The 13,718-nt window shown below is 59.0% G+C and carries 17 protein-coding genes and 1 tRNA gene; 10 read left to right on the top strand and 8 right to left on the bottom strand.

Features of this window, described 5'->3' with window-relative positions; translation table 11 throughout:
• Window positions 1-106: 106 nt before the first annotated feature.
• From map to P2W41_RS07275, 4 genes are all read left to right on the top strand, one after another.
• Entirely contained in the window at window positions 107-859 is a 753-nt protein-coding gene (map, locus tag P2W41_RS07260) for a type I methionyl aminopeptidase (RefSeq protein ID WP_292896627.1), read from the top strand.
• Window positions 860-911: 52 nt separating this feature from the next.
• Window positions 912-1,331 carry a secondary thiamine-phosphate synthase enzyme YjbQ gene (locus P2W41_RS07265; RefSeq protein ID WP_292896625.1) on the top strand — a complete coding sequence of 140 codons (420 nt, stop codon included), beginning with the start codon at window positions 912-914 and terminating at the stop codon, window positions 1,329-1,331.
• Window positions 1,332-1,414: 83 nt separating this feature from the next.
• Window positions 1,415-1,708 (top strand): HlyU family transcriptional regulator, encoded by a 294-nt coding sequence (locus P2W41_RS07270; RefSeq protein WP_292896623.1) that lies wholly within the window; start codon window positions 1,415-1,417, stop codon window positions 1,706-1,708.
• Window positions 1,709-1,822: 114 nt separating this feature from the next.
• On the top strand, window positions 1,823-2,533 hold the full coding sequence (locus tag P2W41_RS07275; protein WP_404934705.1) for a DUF599 domain-containing protein: 711 nt from the start codon (window positions 1,823-1,825) through the stop codon (window positions 2,531-2,533).
• 7 nt (window positions 2,534-2,540) lie between these two features.
• Here the strand turns inward: P2W41_RS07275 and P2W41_RS07280 are convergent, their stop codons facing one another.
• The gene (locus P2W41_RS07280; RefSeq protein ID WP_404934706.1) at window positions 2,541-3,137 is read right to left on the bottom strand and encodes a TetR/AcrR family transcriptional regulator; all 597 of its coding nucleotides are present in this window, start codon (window positions 3,135-3,137) and stop codon (window positions 2,541-2,543) included.
• Window positions 3,138-3,273: 136 nt separating this feature from the next.
• Here P2W41_RS07280 and P2W41_RS07285 point away from each other — a divergent pair, with 136 nt between their 5' ends.
• Window positions 3,274-3,699: a VOC family protein gene (locus P2W41_RS07285; RefSeq protein ID WP_292896617.1), complete on the top strand. Its 426-nt coding sequence runs from the start codon at window positions 3,274-3,276 to the stop codon at window positions 3,697-3,699.
• Between the two features lie 73 nt (window positions 3,700-3,772).
• Here the strand turns inward: P2W41_RS07285 and P2W41_RS07290 are convergent, their stop codons facing one another.
• The 4 genes from P2W41_RS07290 to P2W41_RS07305 form a co-directional block, all read right to left on the bottom strand.
• Window positions 3,773-4,207, bottom strand: coding sequence for a peptidylprolyl isomerase (locus P2W41_RS07290; RefSeq protein ID WP_229448785.1), 435 nt, complete (start codon window positions 4,205-4,207; stop codon window positions 3,773-3,775).
• A gap of 271 nt (window positions 4,208-4,478) precedes the next feature.
• Window positions 4,479-4,898 carry a VOC family protein gene (locus P2W41_RS07295; protein WP_404934707.1) on the bottom strand — a complete coding sequence of 140 codons (420 nt, stop codon included), beginning with the start codon at window positions 4,896-4,898 and terminating at the stop codon, window positions 4,479-4,481.
• A 91-nt stretch (window positions 4,899-4,989) separates the two neighbouring features.
• Complete coding sequence (locus P2W41_RS07300) at window positions 4,990-6,243, bottom strand: RNA polymerase sigma factor (protein WP_404934708.1); 1,254 nt, start codon at window positions 6,241-6,243, stop codon at window positions 4,990-4,992.
• Window positions 6,240-6,626 (bottom strand): YciI family protein, encoded by a 387-nt coding sequence (locus tag P2W41_RS07305; RefSeq protein WP_404934709.1) that lies wholly within the window; start codon window positions 6,624-6,626, stop codon window positions 6,240-6,242. Before P2W41_RS07305 ends, P2W41_RS07300 begins: the two co-directional genes overlap by 4 nt.
• 174 nt (window positions 6,627-6,800) lie before the next feature.
• Here P2W41_RS07305 and P2W41_RS07310 point away from each other — a divergent pair, with 174 nt between their 5' ends.
• A complete protein-coding gene (locus P2W41_RS07310) occupies window positions 6,801-7,505 on the top strand; it encodes an orotate phosphoribosyltransferase (protein WP_292896608.1) in 705 nt (234 codons plus the stop codon).
• A 72-nt stretch (window positions 7,506-7,577) separates the two neighbouring features.
• Here P2W41_RS07310 and P2W41_RS07315 read toward each other — a convergent pair whose 3' ends face one another.
• Together P2W41_RS07315 and P2W41_RS07320 are read right to left on the bottom strand one after the other, a co-directional pair.
• Complete coding sequence (locus P2W41_RS07315; protein WP_404934710.1) at window positions 7,578-8,447, bottom strand: dihydrodipicolinate synthase family protein; 870 nt, start codon at window positions 8,445-8,447, stop codon at window positions 7,578-7,580.
• A 149-nt stretch (window positions 8,448-8,596) separates the two neighbouring features.
• Window positions 8,597-10,546 carry an OmpA family protein gene (locus tag P2W41_RS07320; protein WP_404934711.1) on the bottom strand — a complete coding sequence of 650 codons (1,950 nt, stop codon included), beginning with the start codon at window positions 10,544-10,546 and terminating at the stop codon, window positions 8,597-8,599.
• 183 nt (window positions 10,547-10,729) lie between these two features.
• On the opposite strand from P2W41_RS07320, the gene P2W41_RS07325 reads away from it, so the two are divergent.
• From P2W41_RS07325 to P2W41_RS07335, 3 genes are all read left to right on the top strand, one after another.
• Entirely contained in the window at window positions 10,730-11,179 is a 450-nt protein-coding gene (locus P2W41_RS07325) for a YcgN family cysteine cluster protein (RefSeq protein ID WP_404934712.1), read from the top strand.
• Between the two features lie 46 nt (window positions 11,180-11,225).
• Window positions 11,226-11,648, top strand: a complete 423-nt coding sequence (locus P2W41_RS07330) for a nuclear transport factor 2 family protein (protein WP_366931272.1) — start codon at window positions 11,226-11,228, stop codon at window positions 11,646-11,648.
• A 100-nt stretch (window positions 11,649-11,748) separates the two neighbouring features.
• Window positions 11,749-12,105: a hypothetical protein gene (locus tag P2W41_RS07335; RefSeq protein WP_292896601.1), complete on the top strand. Its 357-nt coding sequence runs from the start codon at window positions 11,749-11,751 to the stop codon at window positions 12,103-12,105.
• A gap of 99 nt (window positions 12,106-12,204) precedes the next feature.
• On the opposite strand, the gene P2W41_RS07340 is transcribed toward P2W41_RS07335, so the two are convergent.
• A complete protein-coding gene (locus tag P2W41_RS07340; RefSeq protein WP_404934713.1) occupies window positions 12,205-12,933 on the bottom strand; it encodes an SIMPL domain-containing protein in 729 nt (242 codons plus the stop codon).
• A gap of 110 nt (window positions 12,934-13,043) precedes the next feature.
• Here P2W41_RS07340 and P2W41_RS07345 point away from each other — a divergent pair.
• Window positions 13,044-13,120, top strand: a tRNA-Ile gene (locus P2W41_RS07345).
• Window positions 13,121-13,718 lie beyond the last annotated feature (598 nt).

A 13,718-nucleotide genomic window follows, 5' to 3' on the forward strand; every position in this document is an offset into this window, starting at 1 on the left:
TTTATACACATGTGAGCGGCGACAAGAACAAGAATGCCGGGTCTGAGTGCCCGGCTTTTTTGTTTGGAGGCAATTTCATCAGCATCCGGCAGGGCAAGCCAAAGCAATGACGATCACACATCAGGATGAACTTGACGGCTTGAGAGAAATTGGTCGCATTGTCGCGAACACGATGCATGCCATGGCGAAAGCCATGGAGCCGGGCATGACCACCAGGGAACTGGATCAGATCGGCGGTGCGTTGCTGGAGCGTGAAGGCGCACTTTCTGCGCCGCAGACAACCTATGACTTTCCCGGGGCAACCTGCATCAGCGTGAACGAGGAGATTGCCCACGGCATTCCGGGCGGCAGGATTCTTGCTGAGGGAGACCTGGTCAACATCGATGTTTCGGCATCCAAGAATGGCTATTTTGCCGATACCGGCGCTACATTTCGGCTGGGGAGGGTAGATGCCCGGCTCGAGGGTCTGTGCCGAGACGGCAAGCGCGCCATGGAGATCGGCATCGCGCAGGTGCGCAGCAACAAACCCCTGGCCGGTATCGGAAAAGCGATCGGCCGCTTTGCCGAGCGCCGGGGTTACACCTTGATCCGAAACCTGGCCAGCCATGGGGTTGGGCGATCCTTGCATGAATACCCCGAGGAAATCGCCACCTGGCCGACACGCAATGATAGGCGCCGGATCAACAGGGGGCTGGTTCTGACGGTTGAACCGTTTCTGTCCTGTGGAGGACTTTGGGCCATGCATGGGGACGATGATGCCTGGACCCTGCATGCGGAACCCTGTGCCCCGGTGGTGCAATACGAGCATACGGTCGTGGCAACGGACCGGGGGCCGATCGTGGTCACCTTGCCTGGATGAACCGGGGCTTGCCTGCTTGACAGCGCATTCGTTCGGATGCTCCACCAATAGCATGAGACAGACGATCCTGTCCGTCCCCACTGCCGGGCCCGGACTGTATGAATTTACCGATCGGGTTGAGAGCTTCGTTGACGAAGCGGGCCTTGTGGCCGGGCTCCTCACGGTGTTCGTGCGTCATACATCCTGCTCTCTGATCATCCAGGAAAACGCCGATGCGGATGTGAAACGGGATCTGGAGACTTTTTTCAGCCGACTCGTTCCGCTCTCTGACGATCCCTCCATGGCCTGGATTGTCCATCGCCTTGAAGGGCCCGACGACATGCCCGCGCACATCAAGGCGGCTTTGACCCAGACATCCATTGGCATCCCGGTGATGAATGGCCGGCTGGTTCTAGGCACCTGGCAGGGCGTCTATCTGTTCGAACACCGGGTTCGACCGCATCGGCGTGAGGTCGTGTTGCATGTTGCGTGAAGCACCCGGTACGCTTTGTGTTCCGCATTGGCCTGCACAGGGGTAAAACGTGAAGAGATCGCTGAAATGAGGGGAGTAAACACATGTCATTCCTGAAGCGCCTGTTCGGAGGAGGAGCGGACACATCCACCGCGGGGGAAGGAAAGCCGGTAGGGGCTGCTGTCGAGCACAAAGGTTTCATGATCCAGCCCACTCCGTTTTCTGAGGGCGGCCAGTTTCAGACGTGCGCGCTGATCTCGAAAGAGGTGGATGGGGTTCGCAAGGAGCATCGTCTGGTGCGCGCCGATCGCTTCCCAAGTGCAGATCTCGCTGCAGAGCAGGCGGTCCGAAAGGGTCGCCAGGTAATCGATGAGCAGGGTGACCAGATCTTCGGCTGATCGCGTCGTCGGTTTGGCCGTTGCGGGTTTGCAAACCACAATGGCTGACTGGACCAACAGCGTGGCTTCGGTCAAACTTGCAGTCTGTGGTCTACAGGCTGAAAGGCATTAACATTGACGCTCGCAGCTTCGCTCTTCCCGATTTTTTGCTGGGTGTTCTACACCGTCTTTGCGAGCTGGCTGGAAAAGCGACGGCCCTCGTTGTCCATTATCATGGGTGCGCAGCGCCACCGCTGGGTGCGCAACGCAGTGCGCCGTGAGACGCCGATGGATGCAATCCTCTCGGGCAATCTGATGGGGGCCGTCTCCTTCTTCGCATCAACCACGGTTCTGATCATACTGGCGTTGATCGCCGTGTTCGGTCAAATCAGCGCGGTGGTGGAAGCCGTGTCGGTCATGCAGCCGGCGCTGGACATTTCGAAAGCGGCCGTCGAGCGGCATCTGGTGATGTTTTTGGTGATGTTCGTGATGGCGTTTTTGTCCTTCACGCTGTCGCTGCGACAGTTCAACCATTTCTGTATCATGCTCGGGGCAGCGGACGAGGCGGATGAATGCGACCCAGAGGAAATCTACGTTATGGCGGCGCTCAACACGATCGCGGCGCGCAATTTCAATCAGGGCATTCGGGCCTACTATTTTTCATTGGGTATGATCGCCTGGTTTGTCTCCGCCTGGGCAGCTATCGGTGTCAGTGTGCTGCTGTTTGCGTCGATACTTTACCGAGAGTTCTTCTCTGCTGCCCGTGAACTGGTTGCCGGTCTCAAGGTTGACGTCACCAATCCTGCCATGAGGGCCGGCGGCAAGAGGAGCCCGGAAAAGCCGTAGCCCGCGCCTACGGGGCGGGGGATAACCCCTCTATGAGTCCGGCGAGGACTCGACGATAACTTTCTGCGTCCGCGCCGGCATCAATCGCCAGCGCTGCACGGTCGAATGCCGCGCCAAGCAAGCCGGTCAGCGCATCCAGCGGCAGGTCGCGGATCTGTCGGGCTTCAATGGCAGCCTGCAACCCTTCCCTTAGCGTCCTGTTGCCGTGGCGGCTGTCGATCTCGTCCATTCCGCTTCTTCCGAGAACTGCAGGGCCATCGAGGAGCAAGAGGCGTGTGCGTCCGGGGGCAGTCATCGCTTTGAGATAAGCGTGTCCACCCTCGATCAGCGCGCTTGTGGCTGACGAGGAAACGACCGTGTGATGCTCGATCTCATCTGCCACCGTGCTTGCCTCGCGTTCGACCACGGCGGCAAGCAGAGCCTGTTTGTCGGCGAAATGATGATAGAGCGCTCCCCGGGTGACACCGGCTTCGCGAGCGATCTCCGGCGTTCCGGTTTCCGCATAGGATTTCTCCACGAAAAGGCGGCGCGCGGCCTCGATGAGCCTGTCGCGGGTTTCCTCACTGCGCTCGCGGTTGGAACGCCGACCTGATTCCTGTTGCATACATGCAGCCTGTATGTTAATTATCAATACATGCAGTCTGTATGTTTATAGCGACAATTGTTGATTGCAAGTGTTTTGCGCGTCGCGAGGATCAAAGCATGCAGTTGCGACCAACGCGCCAACAGGAACCATGACGATGAAAATCACCAGTTACTACCCGGTCATCATGACGGAAAAAGTCTCCGAAACCGCAGGGTTTTACTGCGCTCATTTTGGTTTTCAGCCGGCATTTGAGGCGGACTGGTATGTCCATCTTCAGTCAAGCAACGACCCAGGCGTCAATCTCGCCATACTGAACGGAAACCACGCGACCGTGCCGGAGAGCGGCAGGGGGAAGGTGTCAGGTCTGATCCTGAATTTTGAGGTCGAAGATGTAGACGCCGAATATGAGAGGCTGAAAGGCGCGGGGCTTCCAGTGCTGCTGGAACTGCGTGACGAAGCGTTCGGACAACGTCACTTCATCACTGCCGATCCGAATGGTGTTCTGATCGACATCATCAAGCCGATCCCGCCCTCTGCCGAGTTTGCAGACCAATATTCGCCTGATGCCATTCCGCAGTAAGGCTGCACGTGAAGGGGAGACCGCAATGGGGAGCCGCGGTGCGATGGCACCGGCGGCTTCCGCACTATCGTGATCAGGCGCCGACGATCTCGACGACTTCAATGTCAAAAATCAGATCGTGGCCGGCCAGCGGATGATTGGCGTCGACCGTGATTTCGTCATCACCCACGCCAACCACCGTAAGGGAAATCTGGTTTCCGTCCTGCGTGGTGGCCTGGAGGTTGGAGCCGACCTTTACGTCCAGCTCGGGTGGCAACGCTGAGCGTGGTACCGCCTGAACCTGGTTTTCGTCACGGGCACCGTAGGCCTCAGCCGCGGGAATGTTGAGCGTGCCGCTCTCACCCTGCTTCATACCCTGGATCTGTCGGTCGAGGCCGGAGATTATCTGGCCACTGCCCACCTTGAACTCGAGTGGTTCGCGTCCGGCCGAGGAATCAAACTGCGTGCCGTCGGCCAGCTTGCCTGTGTAATGGATGCGTACGACATCGCCGCTTTTGACCTGGCTCATGTCTGTCTCTCAATCGCTTTTGTGTGAGAAGATGTTGACGCGGCATAGCGCTCTGCGTCGGCGAACAGGGATGTGGCAAAGCCTCTCTTTCCCTTGTCGACACAGCCTAGTGCGTGCGGGGCACCCCTGTAAAGCGATGGAAACAAAACGGCCGGGGATGTTTTTCTCCCCGGCCGCCTTTCGCAGCGCGTAATGGCCCTGGGGCTTGGGGAGCACCTGGGGGAGGCCAAACGCCGCGAAAAGGCGCGATCCTTTGAGAATCAGAACGCGGTTATTTGCCGACGATCCCCCAGGCCACGCCGAACGGGTCGAGGAGTTGACCATATCGATCACCCCAGAACATGCGTTCAAGAGGCAATGTCACGTTCATGCCTGCACCCACCGCGCGTGCCCACCAACCGTCGACATCGTCAACGTTCAGGGTCAGTGTGTATCCGGCATGATCCCGCAGGGGTTGACCATATTCCGGATAGGCGTCGCAAAGCATGAGCGAACCGCCGTGAATATAGAGATGAATGTGCATGGTGCGGCCATTCTCGTCTTCCGGTTGCCGGAAAACCTCTTTCGCCGCCAGGGCCTGTTTGTAGAATTCGGCCGCTTTTGATGCGCCATCGACAATGAGATAAGGGACGACACCGCCGAGAACCTCGGGCATTTCCCCCTGGTCTGCAACATTGTGGGTTTCGGACATGATTTTCTCCTAATGACAAGCCCGCGATGTCGGGACTCCTCATCAGGACGAATGGCGATCGGTACGTCCGACATGCCGTCCGAATTTTTGTTCAATCCGTTTGTGTTTTCATGGCCAACCGATCCAGATGCTGACGTATATGTGCGGCTTCGGCTGGTGTGCGCGCCAGCGCGATGGCGCGGTCGAACGCTTCGCGAGCTTCTTCGGCGCGTCCAATTTCGCCCAGATATGCACCGCGTACACCGTGGTAGTAAAAATAACCCGAAAGGCGTTCCGCCAGAGGGGTGATCAATCGTAACGCGGCTTCGGGTCCGCGAATTTTGGATACAGCGACCGAGCGGTTGAGCGTGATGACAGGTGACGGCGTCTGGCTTTCCAGCATCTGATAGAGAAGGTCTATTTCTTCCCAGTCGGTTTCTACCGGCGTGCGGGCACGCGCGTGAAGTGCCGCAATTGCCGCCTGCACCTGATAGGGGCCGGGCCGTCCGTGGCGCAGAGCCTTGTCCACCAGGGCCAGTCCCTCTTCAATGCCGGTGCGGTTCCAGAGTGTCCGGTCCTGGTCATCAAGCAGAACGGCATTGCCATCCGCATCCGTGCGGGCTGCACTGCGGGCGTGCTGGAGAAGCATGAGGGCGAGGAGCCCCATGATCTCGGGTTCGGAAGGGAAAAGCCGCAGCAACAGGCGGGCAAGCCGGATGGCCTCATCGCACAGCGAGGCGCGCACGACTTCCGCGCCGCTGGTTGCGGAATAACCCTCGTTAAAAACCAGATAGATCATCGCTGCGACCGATCCGAGCCGTTCGGAGCGCTCGACGGCGTTGGGTGCGGCAAAGGGAACGTTTGCCTCGGCTACCCGACGCTTGGCGCGGGTAATGCGTTGCTCCATGGCCTTTTCGCCCACCAGAAAGGCGCTGGCGATCTCGCGTACGCTGAGCCCCGAGACGATGCGCAATGCGAGCGCCACTTGCTGTGTTGCCGGAAGATCGGGATGGCAGCAGACGAACATCAGCCGCAGGATATCGTCGCGGTAGTGCGCATCGTCCAGCCGTTCGGCCATGTCGGCCTCGACGTCGTTGAGATCCGATATCCTGTCTTCGGAGGGTAGTGCAGTGCTGCGGCTGTCGCGCCTTACGCCATCCAGCGCTGCATTGCGACCGACGAAAATCAGCCAGGCGGTCGGGTCGCGGGGTGGGCCCTTGATCGGCCAGTTTTTCAACGCCCGCAGACACGCCTCCTGGAAAGCCTCCTCGGCTCGGTCGAGATCACGAAAATAGCGTAGAAGTGCTCCCATAGCCTGCGGGCGCGAGCTTGTAAGCGCATTCTCGATCCAGGCGAGTTCGGTCATTTGGGAGCCGCTTCCCTCTCAGGCAAAGTGCCTTTCTCAAAAATCTGTATCGGGCGAACTTCGAATGTGACGCTCTCACCCTCTTTCAGGCGTTTGGCGAAATCGACGACCTCCTCCAGATTCTCGCAATCCACGACGTAGAAACCGAGCAACTGTTCCTTGGTTTCGGCGAAGGGGCCGTCGATTACGAGCTGATCGCTTCCCGAAGCCCGGATCGTCGTTGCCGCGGATGTGGGCATCAGACGGATTGCCGGGCCCATGCGGTCCGTGTCGACCAGCTCCTTCTGGACACGCCGACGCTTGGCGAGCACAGCATCGTCCTCTTCCCTGGACCAGGACATGACGACGTCTTCATTGTGGTAGCAGAGAATTGCGTAGAGCATTCCAGTTCCTTTCTCGTTTGGAAGACGTCAGAGCTTGAAGCATTCCGACATGGTGCGTCGAGAAAATTATGAGATGAATGGCGCAAAGCCATCCACCGGAATATTGTCGGAAAAACTTCCGCCCGGCGTTCAATCCTGATAGCTGAAAGCCGCGTCACCAACCGAGAGCCAGCCATGTTCGCCAACACATTCCCCGACCGCGCCCTGATTGCCGAGACCGTGGCCAAGATGCTGATAGAGATCAAGGCGGTTCATTTCCGGGCTGATGAACCCTATACGTTCACTTCAGGGCTCAAGAGCCCGGTCTACATCGACTGCCGGAAGCTGATTTCCTATCCGCGTATTCGCTCCGCGATCATGGATTTTGCGGCCTCGGTCGTTCTGCGGGATGCCGGGTTCGAAAAGTTCGACGCGGTGGCCGGAGGCGAGACGGCAGGCATTCCCTTTGCTGCCTGGCTCTCTGACAAGCTCGGCCTGCCCATGCTCTATGTGCGCAAGAAGCCCAAGGGCTTTGGACGCGATGCCCAAATCGAAGGCAATCTGAATGAAGGTGCGCGGCTGCTTCTGGTGGAAGACCTGACCACGGATGGCGGGAGCAAGCTCAAATTTGCCGAGGCCGTGCGCAAGGCTGGCGCCGAAGTGACGGACACTTTCGCCGTCTTTTACTACGGGATATTTCCGGACACTCCCAAGCGTCTGGAAGACGCGGGTATGCGGCTTCACTACCTCACCACCTGGTGGGATGTGCTGCAGGTAGCGCGCACAGACAAGCTTTTCGACGAGAAGACGCTTGATGAAGTGGAAAAGTTTCTCAACAAGCCGCTTGAATGGTCTGCAGCCAATGGCGGTATCTCCGAGATCGGCGAAAAGGCTGGCTGACGGGCAGCCGGTATTCACAGAACAGGAGGCCGGCGGGCGGCAGATCGCATCGCGGAACTGCCGCCGGCCGGTTCACAGAGGAATCTCGTCCAGTGCCGCTTTCTGCTCGTTTGAGAGCGGCATGTGCGGTGGCAGCGGAGCGGCAAAGCCTGCGTCATCATGAAGTCTCGCAGTCAGGTATTTAACCGCGGGAATGAGTGGGTGCGCCGATATTGCGGTGCGTGCACTGGACGCCGCCTCCAGGGCATCATCATTGGTGGGTTCGGCCCAAAGTTTTGCAACAAGCGGCGCGGTCACGCTGGCGGTTGCTGAAATGCATCCGGCGTAATTTTCAGATTCCGCCTTCGAAATTGAGGCTTCGTTGCTCGGGAAGACGGCAAAATCACTGATCTTTGCCAGTTCGGAAGCATAGTCGAGATCGCCTGAACTGTCTTTCGCACCGGCTATGCGATCAGGGAATGCCTCTTTCAGACGGCGGGCAAGGGCCGGGGAGAAGGTGATGCCCGTCATCTGCGGGAAATTGTAAAGATAGACGGGAATGGGGTTTCCGGACGTGCCGGAGATCAGTCGCTCGAACCAGGCGAACAGACCGTCATCGCTCACTCCCTTGTAATAGTAAGGGGGCAAAACCAGCGCTGCGGCAAAGCCGAGTTCATGGGCGCGCCGGGTCAGCGCGACTGTCGTCTTCAGGTCCGGGGTGCCCGTGCCAACCATCAGTCTGCTGCTGTCGAGGGCGCCGACGGCTGCTTGCATGAGAGCGGTGCGTTGTTCAGCCCCAAACGAATTGGCTTCGCCCGTCGTGCCGAGCACATTCAGCGCATCGCAGCCATTGTCCAGTGCCCATTGCGCATGGCGCAGAAAACGGGCCGTGTCCGGATCTCCCGACGCTGTCACAGGAGTTGGGACGGCGGCGATAACACCATGCAGGCCGTTGCGCTTCATGATGGAACTCCTTTGAGCGACATTGAATTCGAAGGCATCTTGCAGATTTGAAAGACAAAGCAAAGCCCGGCCGGAGGAGGGAACATCCGACCGGGCTCCTTTCGCCAGCCCGCTGCCAGAGCATGGGGCGGACGGAAAGCCTTCACGGCTTATCTGGCGCTGGCCACCGGTGCGACAAGCGGGGTAATACGCCGCAGGGCCACACGCCGGTTTTCGCGTTCGCGCTCCTGTGTATTGATCTTGAGGTAGCGTTCGCCATAGCCCTGAGTGACGAGGTTCTCCGGCGGAATGCCGAACACATCCGTCAGGGCGCGGGCGACGGATTCGGCCCGGCGATCCGAGAGTGCCAGATTGGCAAGGTCGGAACCGACTGCATCCGTATGGCCCTCGATGAGGAAAGTTTCGGCGGGGTTCTCGTCCAGCATGCGTTGAATGGCGGTGGCGATCGCCTCGAGCTCGTCAATTTCGCTTTCTTCGATATCGGCTGAGCCAAAGGCGAATTCGACGGTATCGAGATCGATACGGCGAACCATATCGCGCAGTCGCGCGGTGCGCTTCACCTCTTCCAGAGAGTATATCCGCCGCACCGGTTCTACCGGAGGCTGCTCCAGGAAGGTGTAATAGCGCTCGGGATCCTCCACCTGCTCAGCCTCCAGAATATACTCGCTCACGGGGATTGTCAGGCGGAGCGGAGGCAATTCGCGGGCCGGGTCCTGCCACCGGTCGACGGTTTCGAGCCGTTCGTCCGGCACGAAGACGAGGACCTGTTCCCGTCCGTCCGGCGTAACCCGCACGCGGCGGATGACATCGCCATAACGGTTGCGAACCGTGATCAGGCGAACGCCGTTGGGACGTGTTACGACCTCGCGCACACGGCCGCGTGGCAGTTCTTCATAATAAACTTCGTCATCGTCGCGGATAAGCCGGTCGCTGTCCTGACTTTCAACGAAAACCTGGTTGTTGATCTGAATGATCGTCCGGTTGTCGTTGAACTCGCGCACGACCTCTGCGGTTTCGCGCCGCTCTCGCAGTTCACGCCGGCGTTCGCGGCGTTCCTCGCGTGTCTGACCCATTTCAATGCGTTCGCCCCTCTCTTCAAGAATGTTGCGTATTTCGCTGCGAAGCGTTTCAGGGTTGATCGCGTCTGTCTGTGCCTCGGCGTCGCTTTCAGGCATGGGTGCCTGCTGCGATTCTGTGGGAGCTTCGGCGCTATCCGTATCGGGGGCGCTGTCCGCATCTGGCGTTTTGGCCGGAGTGCGGGTCTGTGCTTCACCTTCGGCCTCCGGCTCCTTTTCACTGTCCAGAACAGGAGCGGCGTTTTCAGGCAGGGGCTCGGTAGCCTGCGGTTCAGGCTGGGTGTCGCTCTCTGGCTGAGCCTGGTCCGTTTCATTCGCAGGCTCTTCCGGGATTGCGGGAGTGGCTTCCTTTGCCTCACCAGAGGGCTGGCTCTCAGCCGGAACCACCTCTTCTAAAGGTGCATCTTCAACCTCATCCGCACGGGGGGCAGGCGCAGGCTCTGCCGGCGCATCCGTATCGGTAGGCGCTGCTTCTGAGGCCGCCTCGGGCTCGGGTTTTGGCTCCGCATCTTCCTCTGCGTCCGGAGAGGCCTTTTGGGTTTCAACGGCAGGCTTCTCCTCAGCGGGCATGCTCTCCGCAGGCGGCGCTTCTTCAGCGGCTTCGGGTTCAACGGGGGCGGGGGGCTGTTCCTCGGACACCTCGTTATCGGAAGGCGCCTCCTCAGCCGCAGCATCGCGGTCGGCTCCAGAGGCTTTCTCGGTGGGAGGTTCTTCCGTTGCAGCGGGTTGATCGGTTTCCGTTTCAGCTGCCGGCGGGGGTGCCGCGGGTTCGGGCTCGGTCCCGGCTTCCGACGCGGGTGCATCCTCGCCCTCCACCGGGGCTTCTTCCTTCTGCTTTTTGTTGCCGCGCTTCTTCAAAAGGGCGCGCCAGGCTTCTTCGGTCATGCCCTTGGGCTTTTCGGCCTGTGCCAGCACCACGCCGGAGGAGCGCTCGGTTGCAATGCTGTGCTGTGTCGCCAGAGGTCCGGCCGCAATGAGCAGACCGAGGGCGGTTGTCGTCATGATCCGCTTTCGCGTCGTCATAAAATTTCTCCTGTATGCAGGCGTCCCATCGCCGCTTTAACCGCTTCGATGGCGTTCGGTTCCCATTTTTGCGGGATTGAAACCGGAGCGTGTGAAAGCATGACCGCGACGTGATGAGAACGTGTCTGAAACGGGGCGGACACGATGCTTGACGCGCGATGCCTGGCGGTTCAAAGCTCGAGCATGACAACCAAAGAATTCTGGAAGACCAAGACGCTCGCAGAGCTCAACGACCGGGAATGGGAAGCTCTTTGCGACGGCTGTGGCAAATGCTGCCTCGCCAAGCTCGAGGATGAAGAGACCGGTGAGATATACTGGACGAGTGTGGGGTGCCGCCTGTTCAATGGCGAGACGTGCCGGTGCAGCGACTATGGGAACCGGCTGAAACGCGTTCCCGATTGCGTGCGGCTGACACCGAACAATGTGGGCAGCATTCCCTGGCTTCCCAGCACATGCGGCTATCGCCTCGTGGCGGAGGGGAGGGATCTCCCCTGGTGGCATCCGCTGGTTTCGGGCGATCCCAACACCGTGCACGAGGCCGGCGTGTCCATTCGTGGCCGTGTGAAGGCCAACGAAGATCAATTGGCGGAGCCGGAAGACTATTTTGCGTTCATCCTGGACGAGGAACCATAGACATCATTCGATGTTTCCTTCCGGGGTGCTTTATGAATGAGGAGTGATGACGATGTCCGAGGAAGAGGCGCGCAGCCTGGTGCAATCTTTTCTGGATGCCTTGAACGCCAACGACCACGAGGCAGCTCTGGCATTGGTAAGCGAGGATGTGGCGCATGATCCATTTGACGGCGAGCGGGAGATCGGGCGCGAGAAACTGCGTTGGCGTCTCGGACTGAAGGCACGGCATTTCGATGAGCGGCTTGCAGACACCACCGTGATGAACGCCCCTGGCGGTGTTCGTGCGGCCGCCGAGTTCACGGTTCGCGGCACCTATCGGGCAACCGCAGAAGGCCTGCCGGAGGCGGCGGGGCAGACTTATGCGCTCCCCGGCGGAATGTTTTTCGAGATCGATGGCGGCGAAATCACAAGGATCAGCGAGCAGCGCAACCCGGTACAGTGGAACGCGGCTTTGTCGGTTGTTGGCTGAATGCCATATGAACAGCCTGTTCCTGAACGGTTCAGGCGTGGTTTGACAATGTGATCTCCATGAAGGGCGCGCGAGGGTCCCGAGCACCAAGGAGAACACAATGTTTCACAAACTGAAGATCGCCACACTTTCAGCAATGATTGGGTTGGGCACGCTGGTTGCCGCACCTGCGACAGCTCAGGCGGACAGCCTTTATTTCGGCTTTGGCATTGGTGGCCCCTCGGGCGGTTACCTTTACGGCAACAGTGCCCGCAGCCACCGAGCCGAACGTCCTCGCGGCCATTATCGCACCTGCACGCCAAGGCAGGCAGTGCGCAAGGCAGAACGCATGGGTATCCGGCGTGCCCGGGTGGTCAGGGCCAATCGCAACATCATTCGCGTGGCAGGCCGCACGCATTGGGGACGGCAGCATGTTGTCTTCGCCCGTGCACCACGGTGTCCGGTGATCCCCCGGTGATCCCCCGGTGATCCGTTGAGTGTGGATTGATCGACGATAATACGAGAAAGCCGCCGGCTTGCGCTGGCGGCTTTCGATTCTGATATTTGAGCGCCCGGTTTACCGGTCGAGTTCAAAGGTCACATTGACCTGCACCTGATAGGTGTTCTCACCCGCTTCCACTGGCACAGCCTCGGCGGAGGCCTGCATCCGAACAGCCTTGCCGGCATAGGGCATTGGAGGGCGCTGATGCATCTGCTCTGAGATCTCGACGATATCGCCCAATTTCACCCCGGCAGCCTCAGCCAGTGTGTTCGCCTTGTCGAGCGCGTCCCTGACGGCTCGTTTTCGAGCCTCGGTGATGGCCTCGGATGGATCGTCGTTGGTAAAGCTCAGACCACCGCCCTGGTTCACGCCCAGAGTGACCGAACGGTCAAGAACTGCGCCGACCTTCTCGAGATCACGGATGCGTACGGTCAGCGTATTGCCAACTTCGTAGCCCACGATCCGCGGCGTCTTCTCGTCATTCTTTTCGTTCGGATATACATAGCGCGGGTTGATGGACAGACCGCCGGTCTGCAGATCACGCGCCTCAATGCCATCTTCCTTCATCGCATCGATCACGGCGGTCATTGCCTGACTGTTCGCATCAAGAGCGTCGCGCGCCGTCTCGGCTTCGCGTACGACGGCGATGGTAAGGATCGCCATATCGGGGCTGACAGCGGCTTCTCCCTCGCCCGTCACGATGATTCGGCTGTCCCTTTCATCTGCAGAAGCTGGAACAGCGCTGAAAAGAGAAACGGCAAGCATGGGAGCAGCGAGCACGGCGGGGAAAACGGTTCTGATCATGGAAAACTCCTTTTGCGATGTCCCGAAAAGCCACCTAGCGATGGATTGTGTATCGATTGCGGCAAGATGACTTGTGCGACGGGAAAAAAGCAATTAATCCATCGCCCACCGGGCCTGTAGCTCAATTGGTTAGAGCCGGCGGCTCATAACCGCTTGGTTGGGGGTTCGAGTCCCTCCGGGCCCACCATCGACCACACTGTTGGCGATGCGGGTCTATTCCGGTCGATCGTCCCGGTTTTTTCATCATAACTGGTTAAAATTTTATTAATCCAAGGACTCCCAACGACTGGTGTTTCCGGTGGATAGACTATTACTGCGATCCGTATTTTTATTTGTGTTTTGTCTTTTCTCGAACTTTGCCTTTTCACAAATTGGCATCGGTTTCCGAGGGGATGGCGACTACGTAGGCACGATCGGCTCGAATAAAGGATCGGTTGAGGGTTACCAGTGTCCGGCCGGTACAGTACTCCGAGGGCTCTATCACGCTGACGTCTCCACGGGATTGAATGTGCGAGGCATGACAGCTCAAGTCGGACTTTATTGCGCCTCCATATCAGTTCTTCCCAACGGGTCTGTCGAGACGATCAACACTTCTGTTGACGGGACTCCGGAGGTTTCCGGTTATGCATATCCAAATCGAACAACCGAGCAACATGGATACTGTGCATCCGGGCAGATTGTTCATCAGTTAGGAGGTTACGATCGGATCGTACCTCCGAATAGATACCCATGGGCTTCCAGTTTGCGAATGGCGTGCCGTCCTCTTCAACTGGGTGCGTCGGATT

The sequence above is a fragment of the Nitratireductor sp. L15S-10 genome (assembly GCF_045011005.1).
Taxonomy (GTDB): domain Bacteria; phylum Pseudomonadota; class Alphaproteobacteria; order Rhizobiales; family Rhizobiaceae; genus Nitratireductor.